Here is a 16,776-nt window from a genome sequence, read left to right as displayed (position 1 = left end):
TCACTTCCTTAAAATGATCATACCCGTTTCAACCACATAAAAAAGGACTTAATTTTGAAAAATTTCCCATCAAAACTAAGTCCTTTTTATTATAGTTATGCAAATTTGCTTATTTTCTCGCTATTTCCGATACATCTTGAATTCTAAGAATAGGTCATTATAGATGCCTAGGTATTTCGATCCTAGATCTTTGTAGACTTCAAGATGGGAGATCGTGTCATCAGATGGATAGAATTGTTCGTCCGACGAAATGTCTTTTGGCAATAACGCTTTTGCTTCTTCATTTGGTGTAGAATAACCAATATACTCTGCATTTTGTGCCGCATTTTCCGGTTCTAGCATAAAGTTGATGAAATCATAGGCACCTTCTTTATTTTTCACGGTTTTTGGCATAACGATATTATCAAACCAAAGATTGGATCCTTCTGGTGGGATCACATAATGTAAATGTTCATTTTCCCACATCATATCGGCAGCTTCGCCAGAAAATGTCACTGCCACGGAGGCTTCTTCATTGATCATATACATTTTGATCTCATCTGCCACGATTGCTTTGACATTTGGTGTTAAATGATTCAATTTATTTGCTGCTTCTGTCAGCTGTGCCATATTCTTACTATTCAAAGAATAGCCTAAACTATTCAAAGAAAGCCCCATAACTTCTCGTGCACCGTCAATCAGCATCAAACTGTCTTTTAATTCCGGCTTCCACAAATCATCCCAATGCTTAATTTGATTTGCATCAAAGAATTTATCGTTATATACGATCCCTAAAGTTCCCCAAAAATATGGAATCGAATACTGATTATCTGGATCAAAATCCAAGTCTAAAAATCGTGGATCAATATTATTTAATCCTTTGATCTTCGAATGATCTAATGGAAGTACTAGTTTTTCTTTGATCATTTTTTGGATCATATATTCACTTGGTATAGCGATGTCGTAGTTTGTCCCACCTTGCTGGATTTTTGTGAACATCGCTTCATTAGAATCAAATGTTTCATAATTCACTTTGTATCCATATTCTTTTTCAAATTTCGTGATCAAACTAGGATCGATATAATCTCCCCAGTTATAGATGGTAAGTACCTTTGCTCCACTCATGCCACTTGTTTTTTCAAGTTGACGAACACCAAGCAGCAGCACCGCAATAATGATGAGAATACCTAAAAACAGAGATTGTAATTTTTTCATCGCAGCCGTGCCACCCCCTCGCGTACTCTTCTGTTTTTCTTCAGCCGTTTTGGACGGTTTTCTTTACTAATAAAGTAGTATCCAATGACCAATATCATGGAGAACAAGAAAACTAACGCACTTAGCGCATTGATTTCTAAACTGATTCCTTGTCTTGCACGAGAATAGATCTCTACTGAGAGCGTCGTAAAGCCATTTCCTGTGACGAAAAACGTAACCGCAAAATCATCAAGAGAATAGGTAAATGCCATAAAATATCCAGCTATGATTCCTGGAGAAAGATAAGGCAAAATGATATTTTTGACTACTTGGAAATTATTAGCACCAAGGTCTCTAGCCGCATCGACCATTGAATCGTTCATTTCCTGCAATTTTGGCAAGACCATCAAGACGACGATTGGAATGCTGAAAGCAATATGGGAAAGCAATACACTCTGAAAACCTAATCCGAATCCTAGTAGTGTAAAGAAAATCAAGAAACTAGCACCGATAATAACATCAGGAGAGACTAATAAGATGTTATTCATGCTCAACAACGCTGTCCGTGCACGTCGTTTTTTCGTGTAATAGATTCCCATAGCCCCAAATGTCCCGATGATCGTGGCGATCAATGCAGATAAGAAAGCCAGCATGAACGTATTCAATACGATAATGATCAAACGTGTATCTTCAAAAACAGCTTCATAATTTTCCCAAGTAAATCCTGTAAAGCTGTTCATCGTTCCTCCTTCATTGAAGGAATAAAAAATCAGATAGAAGATCGGTGCATATAAGAATAAAAAGACGATCCCTAAATAAAGATACGACCATTTAAATTTTTTCATTTATGAGCGACCTCCTTTTTTCTTCTCGCCTGTCAGGAGCATCACGATGAACATAGCAATGATTAAAATCACACCGATTGTAGAACCCATCCCCCAGTTTTGTGTAACCAAGAAATGCTGTTCGATAGCCGTTCCTAAAGTGATCACCCGATTTCCGCCAATCAGACGAGTCAGCATGAATAAAGAAAGAGAAGGAATAAATACTGCTTGGACACCACTTTTCACACCATTTAATGATAACGGAAAAATCACTCGTCGGAAGGTCTCAAAGCTATTCGCGCCTAAATCTCTACTAGCACTGATCAAAGAAGGATTCATCTCTTCCAATGCATTGAAAATTGGCATAATCATAAATGGAATCTCGATATACGTTGCCACGAACAGAAAACTGAAGTCTGTGAATAATATCTGTTTCGGCCCGATCCCGATAAAATCAAAGAAATGATTCACGCTGCCGTGCACACTGAAAATCCCAATAAATGCGTAAGCTTTAAGCAGCAGATTCACCCATGTAGGCAAAATAATCAGCATCAGCCATAATTGCTTGTGCTTCAGTTTTGTTAAAAAATAAGCAGTCGGGTAACTGATGATCAGCGTGAAAAACGTGATCAAAAATGCATACCATACAGAATTGATCGTCATAGAAAGCGATGTCCCCGACGTAAAATAAGATAGATAATTATTCAGCGTGAATTGCCCATTCATATCAAAAAAAGATTGATAAATGATCATTAATACAGGCGCGATCACGAATAAACCGAGCCACAAAATATAAGGGACGGAATAGATCCTGCGCATTGTTTTCATTCTTGTCCCCCCTATTCTTCGTAGCTGTCAAGACGTGCATCGAATTCTTCTTCAGACTCGTTGAAACGCATGACATGGATATCTTCTGGCTCAAAGGCCAATCCTACTTTGCTTCCTTCTTTAGCTTTTTTCGTTGAATGGACCATCCATTCATTTTGCTGTTCATCATAACAGATGATTTCATAATGGACACCACGAAACAGCTGAGTATCGACCGTTACGACTAGTTTTCCTTTATCTGGTGTCGTGATCGTCAAATCCTCTGGGCGTAAAACAACTTCAACTGGTTCATTTAGACGCATCCCGCCATCGACACATTCAAATTGCTTACCAACAAACTCAACTAGATTATCTTCGATCATTACACCGTCCACGATATTGCTCTCCCCAACAAAATCAGCAACGAAATGATTGATTGGCTCATCATAAATATCTACGGGTGTACCACTTTGGACGATTTTCCCTTTATTCATGACAAAAATCTCATCACTCATTGCCAACGCTTCTTCTTGGTCATGAGTAACAAAAATAAACGTGATTCCTAATCGTTGTTGCAGATCCCGCAGTTCATACTGCATATCTGTACGTAGTTTCAAATCAAGCGCCGATAACGGTTCATCTAATAGCAATACTTTCGGTTCATTTACAATTGCTCGTGCAATCGCTACACGCTGTCTTTGACCACCAGACATTTCACTAATCTCCCGTTTTTCGTATCCAGGAAGCTGGACCATACGCAAAGCATCTTTTACCTTCTTTTCGATATCTGATTTGGACATTTTCTTGATCTTCAATCCAAAAGCAACGTTATCAAAAACATTCATATGAGGAAAAAGTGCATAATCTTGGAAGACTGTATTTACTTGTCGCTTATTAGCTGGCAAATCATTCAACCGTTTCCCTTCAAAATAGATGTCCCCTTCTGTAGCTTCGGTGAATCCAGCTATAATACGTAGGATCGTTGTTTTACCACAGCCGGAAGGACCAAGCAGTGTATAAAATTTTCCTTGTTCGATCTCAAAACTTACTTTTTTTAATACTGTTTCATCATCATAGCGTTTCACTACTTGATCAAATGAAATGATTGGTTTCCCCACGTTTTTACCCCCTATATTACAAATATGATTGCGTTGCAACAATCAATACTTTTGTTCGTTTTTTGAGATGATTCCTTAATTGATGTTGTTTTGTCGCTTGATAATAGATCGACTGTCCTGCTTTTGCCACATAGACCGTCTCTCCTAAGCTTAACTCTAATTCCCCTTCTAATACAAAAATAAACGTTTCAGATAATGAAGGTTCAAACGTCTTATATTCTCCTGCACCTTCAAAAGTCAGCAAGACAGGCTCCATTTCTTTTTCATTCGAATCAGCCACGAGCCATTCCAATTCATACCCGTTTTCTTCATCGAAATAAACCGTATGATCTTCTTTTGAATAAACCACTTGCAGATTCGCTGCTTCTTGATGAAAAAATTCTTCTGGAGTCACACCTAAGACTTCAAGAATAGAAAAGAATGTTTCCATTGATGGTGAACTTAAATCTCGTTCCAACTGGGAAATATACCCTTTTGACAAATCTGTGCGTTCGCCTAGTTCTTCTTGTGTCAAATTCTTTTGGATGCGCAAATTTCTTAACTTCTCACCAATTTCCATAATTTCCTCCGAATCGAAGTTTTCTAATAGTAAACTTCCTGTTTACTACCACTCGTATTAGTATACGAAATTTATTGAAAAAGGCAACCCTTTGTAAAATTTTTTTTGCTGAATATTTCTTTATCTTTTGGAATAAATTCTAGTTGTTTGATTCTTTATTTTTCACCTAATTTTTGTCTAAATTTACGGAAGAACAAGAATAAAAGAGTAGGCTTTATGGTATGATAAAAGAAAATTTTAAAAGGAGTGTCTCACGAATGAACGCTTTTCGATCTTTTCAGGTAATAAAGGAACCTGTTTTCCATACAGCAATCAGTGATCTGCCATTTACTGAGTTGGCTGAAAATGAAGTCTTGGTAAAAATTGCCTATTCTGATGTCAATTACAAAGATGCATTGGCAATGAGCGAGTCTGGTCAGGTGATACGAACCTATCCGATGACTCCAGGGATTGATTTATCCGGAACTGTCGTCCAAAGTAACAATCCACGTTTTTCAAAAGAAGATCTTGTACTTGCTACTGGTTTTGGGCTTGGCGTCACCCATCCAGGCGGTTATAGCCAATATCAAAAAGTACCAGGAGACTGGTTAGTCCCTCTACCGAAAAATATGACACTGCGTCAAGCGATGATTTTTGGTACAGCAGGGTTTACTGCTATGTTGTGTGTGAACGCTTTAATCCGTCAAGGTATGACCTCCGATAAAAAAGTTGTCGTTACTGGTGCTTCTGGCGGTGTAGGCAGTACAGCGATAGCCCTGTTACATAAACTAGGATTCCAGTCAATCATTGCCTTTTCCAGAAAAGAAGAGTCTGTCACATGGCTAAAAAGTCTAGGTGCTTCTCAAGTCGTACGACCTGATGAATTTCTGCCAGAGACAACAAAAGCTTTAGGAAAACAGCAAATCGACTATGTCATCGACACAGTAGGTGGCGAGCAGCTAAGCAGTCTTCTTCCATTAATCTCTTATAACGGTGCAGTAGCTTTATGTGGCAATGCTGGGGGAATCAAACTAAACGCGACTGTCTTGCCTTTTATTCTGAGAAACATCCAGTTGATTGGAATTGATTCTGTCAATGTACCAATAGATCAACGTCTTTCTTTATGGCAACAGATGGCGGATTTGCAGATTGCAGATGAACTGGTCGTCCAAGAGATTACTCTGGATCAATTGCCTGAAACAGCATCTAAACTACTTGCTGGAACACACCAAGGAAGAACACTAGTAAATGTAGGTGACCATAAATGAAGATTCTAATCACAGCTGGAGGAACGACTGAAAAAATCGATCAAGTACGTGCTATTACAAATCATTCGACAGGACGATTAGGGCAAGCATTAGCTGATTATTTAGCTGCCAATCCGGATACCACAATCGATTACGTGACTACGAAACAAGCACTGAAACCGAAAAGACACTCCAATATAACGATTTATACGATCGAATCTGCACTGGACTTATTTTTACAATTAGAAGCACTAACGAAAAAAGAACACTACGATGCGATTATCCACAGTATGGCAGTCAGTGATTTTACTCCTGCTTTTAGTTTTTCAGAAGAACAGCTGGCAAAAAACCTACCCACTTCTTCAACGCAAGAAGAACTGGACAATTGGTTTGCGGAAAATGAACAGACAGATACCACTGTTTCAAAGATCTCTTCTGACACCGAGCATCTTGTGCTCGTTTTGAAGAAAACACCAAAAATCATTTCTTATCTACGTGAATGGCAGCCAAAAGCAAAAATCATTGGTTTCAAACTATTAGTAGATGTACCAAAGGAATCTCTTCTGGCAGTCGCAAAAAATAGTCTGATAAATAACAAAACTGATTTTATTTTCGCAAATGATTTGACGGAAATCCATGGCGAGACACACCACGGCTATCTCTTATCTAAAGATGGAACAGTGGAAGAAGCTCAAAGTAAATCTGAGATTGCTGCATTGATTACTGAGAAAATTAGACTGGAGGAATCAAAATGAAAAAGATCTTACTAGGCGTTACTGGAAGTATTTCTGCTTACAAAAGCGCTGATCTTACAAGTCAATTCGTCAAATTAGGTGCCCAGGTAGATGTGATTATGTCTAAAAGCAGCACACATTTTATCACGCCATTAACCTTGCAATCTCTGTCGAAGCGCGCAGTCCATACAGACGTCATGCAAGAATCAAATCCGCAGGTAATCAATCATATCGAACTAGCAAAACAAGCTGACTTGTTTCTCATCGCGCCTGCTACAGCAAACATTATCGGCAAGCTAGCAAATGGCATTGCAGACGATCTTCTTTCAACAGTCGCAATGGCGCTTCCAGTGGGAACACCAAAATTGATTGCCCCTGCCATGAACACGAATATGTATCAAAACCCGATCACTCAGCGTAATCTGGAAACATTGAGATCTGTCGGCTATCAGGAAATTGAACCAAGAGAATCTCTTTTAGCTTGTGGAGATTTTGGAAAAGGTGCCTTAGCTGATATTCAGACGATCATCGAACAGGTCATGCTGACTCTTAATGAAAGAAATGCTTAGAAAAAAGGAGTACTTATGAAAAATACAAAAAACTTTACATTAACTGCGATGTTTTTAGCTATTTTGATTTTATTAGCTGTTACGCCTTTAGGTTTTATCCCTATCGGTCCAATCAATGCAACAACCATGCATATTCCTGTAATCATTGCTTCGATCGTTTTAGGACCAAGACTAGGTGCTTTTCTTGGCGGTACATTTGGACTGATCAGCATGATCCGTAGCACAGTTATCCAAACACCTTTGTCTTTTGTCTTTTCTCCGTTTATCCCAGTCATCGGAACAGAACATGGAAGCTGGAAAGCCTTGCTGATCGCGTTTATTCCTCGCATCTTGATTGGGGTGGTTCCTTATTTCGTTTATAAAGGTCTGCGCAAACTAATGAAACAAAAAGCAGATTCCGTTTCTTTATTCTTAGCTGGACTTTCCGGTTCATTGACCAATACGATTTTAGTGATGAATATGATCTACTTTTTATTCCAACAAGATTATGCCAAAGTCATCGGAACAAATTTAAATGCTGTTTATTCAGCTATTCTAGCGGTTATTTTTACAAGTGGTATACCTGAAGGAATCGTCGCAGGTCTTGCGACTGCAGCAGTATGCAATGTCTTGTTAAGATACTTCAAGCACCCTTCTCTTACTAACTGATAGTCATCGTAGCCGATCTCTGATTTTTTTCTCTTTTGGTGTTACTATTGAATGGAAAGATTTGACGTCGAAAGGATGATCCAAATGAAAATTTTTGTTGTAGGTGCAAACGGACAAATTGGCCGACACCTGATAAAAGATTTAGCTCCAAGTTCCCATGAAATTTTTGCAGGGGTGAGAGATGTTGCTTCCCAAACATTAGTAAAAAAAGAGAATGTTTCGTATGTCTCTTTTGATTTAACTTGGTCCGTGGAAAAAATGACCGAAGCATTCAAAGGCATCGATGTATTGATTTTTGCTGCCGGCTCTCAAGGAAAGAATCTTCTGCAAGTAGACTTGGATGGCGCAATCAAAACAGTGATCGCAGCTGAAAATGCGCATGTCTCTCGCTATCTGATGGTCAGTGCTGTTTATGCAGATGAACCAGCAAAATGGCCTGAGTCCATGACAGATTATTATATTACTAAACATTATGCAGATGAATGGCTGAAACGAACTAACTTAGATTTTGTCATTCTTCAACCAGTCACATTGACTAACGATGAAGAAGTTACTTCCATTCAATTAACTAAGCCTAATGAGAAGGCATCAAAAACGATCACTCGCTCTACAGTTGCCGCTGTACTTGCCGCTCTAGTGGAAGAAACGGATATTTCTCGTACGACTCTAGTACTTTCTGAAGGTAGCAAAGAGTTGAATACTGCATTCCAAGAATGGGCAAAGGAGGAATAGATCCATGCGTGCCATTTCAATCAAGCATCCTGGTTCTGTAGATGTATTAGAACAAATTGAAGTGCCTGTTCCTAAACCAAAACAAGGCGAATTACTGATCAAAGTCCATACAGCAGCTGTCAATCGAACAGATATTATGAAAAGAGAATCAGTCTCTTTGAAACCTCCCTACCCTATTTTGGGAGTCGAAGTAGCTGGAGAGGTAGTTGAGAATAAAAGTGATATCTCCACTTTTACTCCTGGGACAAAAGTATACGGATTAGTCAATCTAGGTGGTTATGCCGAATATGCTGTGATGCCTGCCGATCGTGCAATCCTTCTCCCTGATACGCTAGACTATGTTTCTGCTGCTGGAATCTCAGAAGTTTTTTTGACTGCTTATCAAACACTTTACTGGCTTGGAAAATTACAAGAAGGCGAAACTGTCTTGATCCATGCAGGAGCAAGTGGTGTGGGAACAGCAGCGATCCAATTAGCTAGACAGCTTTCTCACGCGAAAATCATCGTTACTGCAGGATCAGAAGAAAAACTCGCCTTTTGTAAAGAACTTGGTGCAGATGAATTGATCAACTATAAAAAACAAGACTTTCAAGAAGAGGTACGAAAAATCACTGAAGGTCGGGGAGTCGATGTTATTTTGGATTTCATCGGCGCTTCTTACTGGGAAAAGAATTTAGCTTCTATAGCCGTTGATGGACGTTGGGTCTTGATTGGTATGCTAGGTGGGACCATCGTGCCTGAGATAGACCTTGGTGTATTGATTGGGAAACGTGTCCAACTGCTTGGTACATTATTGACACCTAGAAGTGATCAGTATAAAGCAGAGCTCGCACAAACTTTTATGCAAAAAGCTGGGCCTTTTCTAGAAAATGGCAAGATTCGGCCAATCATTGACCGTACATTCCAATTCAGCGCAGTCAAACAAGCGCATGAATATATGGAAGCAAACAAAAACATCGGAAAAATCATTTTGAAGATAACTGAATAAAATCATGCTGATCAAAAAAGAGGCTGGGACAGAAGCGTTTAACTCCAAGAAATAAGAAGAAATTCACGAAAATTGCTTTTCAAATTTTTGTGAATTTCAGCTTATTTCCGAAGGAGTTGCTTCTGCTTCCGCCGTTTATACGTGTTTAGAGCGTGAGACAAAAGTGTTCTTTACTTTTGTCCCACGCTCTAAACACGTATAAACGGCAAAATATGAGGAACTATTTTGCCGTTTGTTTCTCTAATACTCAGGTCAAAACGCTGATTTCACAACCTCTTTTTATTTACGTTCTATTTCATTCATTTTCCGAAGCAAATCGAGCTGCTTGTATGCCCGCTTGTCGCCCAAAAATAATGATCTCCGCAACTGAATTTCCACCGATCCGGTTGTTTCCATGTAAGCCACCTGTGACTTCACCAGCAGCATATAACCCCCTAATTGGCTGGTTTTCTTTATCTAATACTTCAGTGTTCGTATTGATTTTCACACCGCCCATCGTGTAATGGATTCCTGGTGCGATTTTGATCGCATAATAATTCGGAGACGATAAGTCATGTTCCATGGCTGTGGCACGGTTGAATTGAGCATCTTTTTTCTCCGCAACATCCGTATTCCATCCATCAACTGTTTTTGCTAGTGTTTCTTTTGGTAAATCGATTTTTTCTGCTAATTCTTCCATTGTCTTTCCAGTTGTGACATATCCTTTTTGGTCATAAAATTCAATAGCTGTGGCACGATCACGCACGCCTTGGTCAAAAATCAAATAAGCTGATTTTTCAGGCAATGCTGTAATTGCTGCAGATACTTTATCCCTTGTATCCATTTCATTGACAAATCTTTTCCCCTCTTGATCGACCAAGATTGCTCCTTCTCCGCGAACAACCTCACCAATCAAGACCCCCTCATCCTGCTGCACAGTTGGATGAATTTGTATTTTATCCATATCAACGGTTTGTCCACCTAATTTTTCAATCATGGTGATACCATCTCCAGTTGATCCTTCTTGATTTGTCGTAATATAATCAGCTAAATCGGGACGATATTTTTCAATAAATTCTTTGCTGGCACCAAAACCGCCTGTGGTAACTACGATTGCTTTTCCGGTGACCTCTTTTGGGTCTTCTCCTTGAACATGTACAGTCACTTCATTGACCGTTTCCCCATTTTTCTTAAGGTCTGTCACATCTGCGTTGACAAAAATCGGGATTTTCCGCTCATGGACGTTATTCAATAACCCCTCCACTAAGTATCCACCAATAGCCGAGCCATCAGACGGACGATGTGTCCTCTTTTCACTCATCCCTCCAGTGATCGTTAAGTTGTCCAGTTTGATACCGTTTTGATCTAGCCAATCGACCGCATCAGCAGAGTGATCGACAAAGTATCGAAGCATTTCTTTATCATTCGTTCCTCCACCACCTTTTAGCGTTTCTTCATAGAAGGCATCATTCGAGTCTTTGATTCCTTCTTCTTTTTGAAATTTTGTTTCTGAAGCATTCATACCGCTTGATGATTTAGATGTGTTTCCTCCGGCAACAGGCATCTTTTCCAAAATTACTGGATTCAACCCAGCATCTTTTGCTTCGATAGCTGCTGCCATCCCTGCACCACCAGCTCCAATAATCACGACATCATAAGATTCTTTCATTTCTTTTGGATCTGTATATACTTGTTCAGAAGCGCCTGATGATACTTCGGCAGATTCCTTCGTACTAGAACTTGTCTGCGCTGTATTTTTCTGATCTGCGCCGCATGCGCTCATAGCAAGAAGTGCAACGGCTGTTAATAAACCAGCAACTAATTTTTTCATTTGTATCCCCCTTTTCTCCTTATACTATATTAAGTGATTTTTTTCACAATATCAACTCTGTTTTTCTTTAAGTCATATAGCTTTGGTAAACACACGCTTCTTAGTATAATTAAGGATATACATGAAGGAGTTATTTTATGAATCATTTGAAAACCTTTTTTACGAACAGTACAAAAACTGCTGGCAGAATCACAAACGGAATCTATATTTTATTACGTATCATCGTCGTTATTATGCTAGTGGATCAGGTCTGGAACCAACACTGGGGAAATACAATGCTTTTATTACTGACACTAATTTTATTTGAAATCCCTTATTTTCTGGAAAAGATATTAAAGATACAGATTCCAAATATGCTAGAAATCATTTTGTTATCTTTTATTTTTAGTTCAACAGTTTTAGGAGAGTTAAGTGATTTTTATGGCTATTTTTCAATGTGGGATACTTTTCTACATGCATTCAGCGGATTTTTAGCTGGGGGTGTCGGCTTTTCCCTTGTTTATTTGCTCAATAAAAATACAAAAACCATGAACTTGACTCCTTTATTACTAGCAGTTGTTTCCTTCTGTTTTTCGATGACAGTTGGTGTTATGTGGGAGTTTGTGGAATTTTCAGCAGATAAATTACTGCAATTCGATATGCAAAAAGATACGATCATCCAGCAAATCAATAGTGTGGAGTTAAGTAAAGACGGAAACACTGTCTATCATGTTCCAGATATCACTCGGACAATCATTGAAAGTCAAAATGCAGATGGTAAAACAGATAAAACAATCATCCAAAATGGTTACTTAGACGTGGGAATCATGGATACTATGAAAGATTTATTTGTTAATTTTATTGGAGCAGTTGTTTTCAGTGTATTTGGTTACCTCTATAGTCGAAACGATTACCAAAAATTTACGTTCATCAAGAATTTTATTCCTAAAAAAATCAAACGATAAAACATGCTAAAAAACAAGAGAAGGGGCAGTGACAATACTTTTGTCACTGCCCCTTCTTTTTTGAATGTATGGCATGCCATTAGTTATCCGATAGTATTAACTCAAAAAAGTAAGATATGAGGAATGACTATTTCGTTTTTTATCCCAATACTGAGGACTTATTTCACCATTTCGTTATTTATCTAATTTACTTAAAACCTGCATAACTTTTTCATAATCTGGATTAGGTGTGCCGTCTAGATTTTCAGCAATAAAAGTAAAACCCATTTTTTTATAAAGAGCAATCGCCTGATGGCTCCATGTCTGTGTGTGAAGATAGATTGGTCCGTCCGTATGGAGGGTAGGAAATTCTTGCAAGACTCTGGCAGTCAATGCTTTTGCGAGCCCTTTTCCTTGGTAATCTGGTTTCACTGCTAACCAATGAAAAACCGGATACACTTGCTCTCTTGATTTTTTTCGCCAAGCGGTACAGGTTGCTACTTTTTCTCCTTTTTTTGTCTCTACAAAAAACATCCTTCTTTCAAGTTCTTCAGGATAAGGAGCAAAGTTTTGTTGAAAATACTCAAGTGCTTCATCTGTCGTTTGAAATTCCCCAACGGAAGTCTCAATCTCCGCCCAAGCAGATTCATCTTCTTTTTGATAAAATCGAAATTCAAAACCTTCCGCTAAAGGCGTGATTGGAACATTTTGTTGAAGTGGTCTTGTCATCCAGATTTCTGCGTAAGGTAACGTTTTATCTAACATTTTTCTATCCCTCCTCGTCTCCATTATGCCAAATAACATATGACTCAGCTACTTATTTGACTATAGCAGATAGAGATATAAATCAGAACCAGTCATCTGCGCCAAATTCATTTCGATTAGCGTATACCCATGTTCCTGCCATACCTCGCATGAAATCTCCTAAAGCAGAAGAAGGAATACCTCCACCAGGTGCGGGTGTTCCCGGACTAGGAAGTGGTACTTGCGGCTGCAGATGCTCATCGGTGGAATCAATAGTTGACAAGCGTTTTTTCTTCGTTTCCTTCTGGTCATCTGATTCATTCTGATCTGCCGACTGTTTAGCAACAAATTCTTTTTCTGATTGTTGTTTTATTTTAGGCTCTAAAATTTCATTTTCCAATCCAGAAACTTGTGGGGCCAAATGAGCTTCTTGCCTTATCGTTTTATTAGATTCTGAGATTTTTCTAGATATTCTTGCTGGCTGTAAATTTCTTGTTTGCTTTGCTTCCCCTGTTGGAGAAACTGCATGAGCCATTTGTTGTTTTTTTTCTGACAAGTTTTCTTCTTGTTTTTTTTGTTCTTTTTGTCTTATCTGTTTTTTTAATGGTAAAACGTGTAAAAGCGACTGAGCATGGAGTTCTTGGAGTGAATACGGGTCATGATAACTATACATAATCGTAAAATCACCTGTTTGTTTGGTCAAATAACCATCCTCCAATGGTACTTCATTGATTGTAACCGATACATCCTTTAACGGTACGGGTTTATCTAAGGAATTTGTTGCTGATTGGATCAACTCTTCTTTGTTTATTTTTTCGTTTGGATGAACAATAAGATCATGGCCTTCTAATGAACGATTGTCTGGTATATAAATATAAGTAAAGGTAATTTCCCCTCCTGATTGCTTCCTGTTATTCATCAGTTCTGAGTGAAGTACTTCAAGGATCTCCGACCAGTGACTTTTTCTGTCTAATCCGTTTGCTTGCATCCAATCAGAAATAGAAGTGACTTTTCCGTCTTGTTCATAAGTCGATAAATCTATATTTGGCACTCGATCAGAAAATTCAGCAGGTAGGCGCAAATCAGGAATACGATTTACACTACTCATATGTGTTTCTGCTTGAAGTTCTTTATTTGTTTGACTATCTATAAAATGAGTGATGACAGTCGATGAAGCAGCAGATGCTTCTACATAAACTACAGCTGTTGTTTCTGCCACATTTGATGTTTTCGAGTCTATATAAGTTAATACAACGGGATATTCTCCCGGAGTTGTAGTATCTACTGTCCCGTTCATTTTGATTTCTTCTTTATTTCCTGAAGTTCCATCGCTTTTTGTTACATATTCAACAAGATCTTTAGGGGCGTAACTCTCTCCTGTTCTTAAGTGAAGATCTTTTCCTTTGATAGCTGTTTGATCAGCACGAACATGGATCACAGCAGATGCAGTCATTGTTTTTAAAGCAATTGGATCAAAATAGGACAAGGAAATAGTAGATGTTCCTGTATTAGTCGTATCCACGATATTCCCATTGTTTGAAATTACTTTGGACATATCTCCTTGTGTTCCATCTGCGTTCTTCAGCCTTTCTACCAGATCAGATATCGAAACTTTTGTCCCTGCCAGAACATCGATTTTCTTTCCTTCAAACTGTGAATAATCTTTTTCATATACATAAGAAACTTGTGCGCTTCCACCGTTCTTTATATCTGTCAAAGCATGATTCAAAATATCAGTGATCTGTTTTAACTGATCACCTTTTGTAGGATCAGTCATATCGGAAAAGATAGAAAGCGGCACACTGCTTCCGGTTTCCGATGTCCATAATGTTTTGTTAGGAATTAACCAGTAGTGGTTTATCGTTGGAGGATAACTGACTTTATTATAGGAAGTCAATGCAGGAAGTAGCTGTTTTCCATTTGCATCAGTGAAAGTATGAGTAATAGTGATAGGGGAATCAGTGGTCTCAGAAACAGAGGTACGTACGACCTTGATGGTTTGTGCCGTTGCCTGAACGGGTACATGCATATAGACACCTACAGATAAACTGATCAGCATCGTGCGCATCATAAACTTAACGTAGTGTTTTTCAGAACACGACCGTTCCTTATCTAAACGACAAGCGTGTTTATTTAGTTGTTTTGAACGTCTTTTTGAACACATTTATTCTTAGTCCTCCCTACTCTTGTCTAAACATGAAGTAGTAATTTTCATAAGATGATTTCATTATATAAATAAAATCAAAAGAAGATGGACTATTAGGAGAGTATTTTTTTTGATTTTTTATTGTTTCAAGAAAATCGGAATAATAACTTATGTAATTTTTAATTTTGTTAAGTAATATATCTAGTCCTGAATAATTCATAGCTTTAATTCTTTGGCACATTTTATTGAAATATGTATCACTAATATCCCTATCAACTGATTTTGACTAAAAAGTTACTTCAAACATTCACTGTTCAAAAATATTGAGGAATAAATTTTGGGTGTAAGGCATTTTGAGCATACTTCTCCCTGGATAACTTCCCAGTAAAAAAATCGTTAGATTGTTGGATTAGATCCATTGACTGGCTCGCCTCAGGCGAGCAAAGACCCTGTAGAATTCATTCTGATACACATGATAACTAGATAATTTGAGATAGACTCGTCTACCCGTTTGGACTAATTTCCCAGCAACTTTCAGAAACTTCAATCGAATAGAATGAATGGTCATTCCCTTTTGGACTTCTTCAAAGCCAATCGTTCTTAAGAAGTTGACTAAGTTGTAAGCTATCAAGCTGAGCATCATTCGGACATGATTCTCCAAAAAGCGAGGACTGTCTGTTTTGTCAAAGTAAAAGCCAGCTTTCGCTTCTTTAATGAAGTTCTCCATTGTGCCACGTTTGGCATAGATAGAAAAGATGGTATCAGGAGAAACATTTTCTGATAGATTCGTCACGATAAATTCATGTCGAAAGAGTAGTTCGCCCGCTTCACGTGTTGAGCGTATACACACGCGACGACTTTGTGACCAGGATTGTGCTTGATAAGTGGTCGAGAAGTACTGAACTTCTCGTTCTTCCCACTTTTGATTATCGCCATAAAGTACTGATTTCTCAGCTATTTGACCTAGTCTACGATTATTCTTCAGTCGAATAACATAATGACTCTTTTTTGATTCACACGAATCATACACACCAGGTGTAGCGAACCCGCTGTCTCCACGAACCAAGATGTCAGTGTTTGGTAGAGAGTGATTATAGTGCTCTAATAAAGGTGTGAAAAACTCCTTTACGCCTTTTGATGTATATTGATTTCCTGAACGTAGTTCAGCTTTTAAGAAGTCACCAGTCAATCCGTCAAAAGCTACCAATGGATGGTAACCATAGGTTTGGTAGTGTGTATTATAATCCGTTTGTTCTTGGTGACCAAATGTATCTGAATGGGTCGAATCTAAATCAATGATTAACTCCGTATCATTACGGATGAGGCGTGCTTTATCGATAAGTTCTTGGTTCAAAGCTTGAAGTTCATGGATATTCTCCTCAGATAGTCGATCTAAAAATCGGGAAAGTGAAGATTGAGAAGCGAGTTCTTTCCTATCTAAAACAGCTTTAAACACAGGATCTTGTCTCAGGAGATTAGCTGCAGAATCAGCTGAGTAACCAGCAATTAATTGCATAATGAACTGCTCAAGTATGGATAAGTTGTCATGAGTAAAATACGCTCGTTCGTCTTCAATGTGAATGTGTTGCTTAGCTAGTTCAGAAAAACCAAAGATGTTCATTAGCTCTTTCACTAGGACGAGACCCGAATCACTCGATAATTGACCACCTGTATGAGAAATAGTGATATTTGAATTGAATTTTACTTGGTTTTTGTGTAAGCTAGTCATGAAAAGAACTCCTTTCTTTTGGTTGGTTTAGTCACTTTAACCATAG

16 protein-coding genes are annotated in these 16,776 nt (G+C 38.4%); 7 read left to right on the top strand and 9 right to left on the bottom strand.

The features are described 5' to 3' along the window. Positions 1-120 precede the first annotated feature (120 nt). Genes IGL70_RS03240 through IGL70_RS03220 form a run of 5 tightly spaced genes read right to left on the bottom strand, consistent with a single transcriptional unit; the run spans position 121 to position 4,481 of the window. Positions 121-1,194, bottom strand: coding sequence for an ABC transporter substrate-binding protein (locus IGL70_RS03240; protein WP_002341667.1), 1,074 nt, complete (start codon positions 1,192-1,194; stop codon positions 121-123). Next, positions 1,191-2,018 carry an ABC transporter permease gene (locus IGL70_RS03235; RefSeq protein ID WP_002287036.1) on the bottom strand — a complete coding sequence of 276 codons (828 nt, stop codon included), beginning with the start codon at positions 2,016-2,018 and terminating at the stop codon, positions 1,191-1,193. Before IGL70_RS03235 ends, IGL70_RS03240 begins: the two co-directional genes overlap by 4 nt. Beyond that, positions 2,019-2,825 (bottom strand): ABC transporter permease, encoded by an 807-nt coding sequence (locus IGL70_RS03230; protein ID WP_002287038.1) that lies wholly within the window; start codon positions 2,823-2,825, stop codon positions 2,019-2,021. It lies immediately after the preceding gene. An 11-nt stretch (positions 2,826-2,836) separates the two neighbouring features. Then, positions 2,837-3,922 (bottom strand): ABC transporter ATP-binding protein, encoded by a 1,086-nt coding sequence (locus IGL70_RS03225; protein WP_002287039.1) that lies wholly within the window; start codon positions 3,920-3,922, stop codon positions 2,837-2,839. A 16-nt stretch (positions 3,923-3,938) separates the two neighbouring features. Continuing rightward, positions 3,939-4,481 (bottom strand): helix-turn-helix domain-containing protein, encoded by a 543-nt coding sequence (locus IGL70_RS03220; protein WP_002287040.1) that lies wholly within the window; start codon positions 4,479-4,481, stop codon positions 3,939-3,941. 257 nt (positions 4,482-4,738) lie between these two features. Between IGL70_RS03220 and IGL70_RS03215 the strand changes: the two genes are divergently transcribed. The 6 genes from IGL70_RS03215 (at position 4,739) to IGL70_RS03190 (ending at position 9,378) form a co-directional block, all read left to right on the top strand. Further along, on the top strand, positions 4,739-5,728 hold the full coding sequence (locus IGL70_RS03215) for an oxidoreductase (RefSeq protein WP_010728165.1): 990 nt from the start codon (positions 4,739-4,741) through the stop codon (positions 5,726-5,728). Then, entirely contained in the window at positions 5,725-6,462 is a 738-nt protein-coding gene (locus IGL70_RS03210; protein ID WP_002293460.1) for a phosphopantothenate--cysteine ligase, read from the top strand. Before IGL70_RS03215 ends, IGL70_RS03210 begins: the two co-directional genes overlap by 4 nt. Continuing rightward, positions 6,459-7,010, top strand: coding sequence for a phosphopantothenoylcysteine decarboxylase (gene coaC / locus IGL70_RS03205; protein ID WP_002287045.1), 552 nt, complete (start codon positions 6,459-6,461; stop codon positions 7,008-7,010). The genes IGL70_RS03210 and coaC overlap by 4 nt, the downstream gene beginning before the upstream one ends. A gap of 15 nt (positions 7,011-7,025) precedes the next feature. Beyond that, a complete protein-coding gene (locus IGL70_RS03200) occupies positions 7,026-7,658 on the top strand; it encodes an ECF transporter S component (protein WP_002287046.1) in 633 nt (210 codons plus the stop codon). Positions 7,659-7,742: 84 nt separating this feature from the next. Beyond that, entirely contained in the window at positions 7,743-8,390 is a 648-nt protein-coding gene (locus IGL70_RS03195; RefSeq protein ID WP_002296930.1) for an NAD(P)-binding oxidoreductase, read from the top strand. Between the two features lie 4 nt (positions 8,391-8,394). Next, entirely contained in the window at positions 8,395-9,378 is a 984-nt protein-coding gene (locus tag IGL70_RS03190) for an NAD(P)H-quinone oxidoreductase (RefSeq protein WP_002287048.1), read from the top strand. 295 nt (positions 9,379-9,673) lie between these two features. Here the strand turns inward: IGL70_RS03190 and IGL70_RS03185 are convergent, their stop codons facing one another. Next, a complete protein-coding gene (locus IGL70_RS03185; protein ID WP_104873809.1) occupies positions 9,674-11,188 on the bottom strand; it encodes a flavocytochrome c in 1,515 nt (504 codons plus the stop codon). 137 nt (positions 11,189-11,325) lie between these two features. Between IGL70_RS03185 and IGL70_RS03180 the strand changes: the two genes are divergently transcribed. Further along, on the top strand, positions 11,326-12,132 hold the full coding sequence (locus IGL70_RS03180; RefSeq protein WP_002287053.1) for a hypothetical protein: 807 nt from the start codon (positions 11,326-11,328) through the stop codon (positions 12,130-12,132). A 174-nt stretch (positions 12,133-12,306) separates the two neighbouring features. Here IGL70_RS03180 and IGL70_RS03175 read toward each other — a convergent pair whose 3' ends face one another. The 3 genes from IGL70_RS03175 to IGL70_RS03165 all read right to left on the bottom strand — a co-directional run bounded on the left by IGL70_RS03175 (position 12,307) and on the right by IGL70_RS03165 (position 16,730). Then, the gene (locus IGL70_RS03175) at positions 12,307-12,876 is read right to left on the bottom strand and encodes a GNAT family N-acetyltransferase (protein WP_002287055.1); all 570 of its coding nucleotides are present in this window, start codon (positions 12,874-12,876) and stop codon (positions 12,307-12,309) included. An 82-nt stretch (positions 12,877-12,958) separates the two neighbouring features. Beyond that, a complete protein-coding gene (locus IGL70_RS03170) occupies positions 12,959-15,019 on the bottom strand; it encodes a bacterial Ig-like domain-containing protein (RefSeq protein WP_104873810.1) in 2,061 nt (686 codons plus the stop codon). A 391-nt stretch (positions 15,020-15,410) separates the two neighbouring features. Beyond that, the gene (locus IGL70_RS03165; protein ID WP_104873965.1) at positions 15,411-16,730 is read right to left on the bottom strand and encodes an IS1380-like element IS1678 family transposase; all 1,320 of its coding nucleotides are present in this window, start codon (positions 16,728-16,730) and stop codon (positions 15,411-15,413) included. Positions 16,731-16,776 lie beyond the last annotated feature (46 nt).

Origin of the sequence: Enterococcus sp. DIV0901a (genome assembly GCF_051711525.1) — a bacterium.
In the GTDB taxonomy this organism is placed as follows: Bacteria; Bacillota; Bacilli; order Lactobacillales; family Enterococcaceae; genus Enterococcus_B; species Enterococcus_B faecium.
This window is presented reverse-complemented; position numbering and strand designations above follow the sequence as displayed.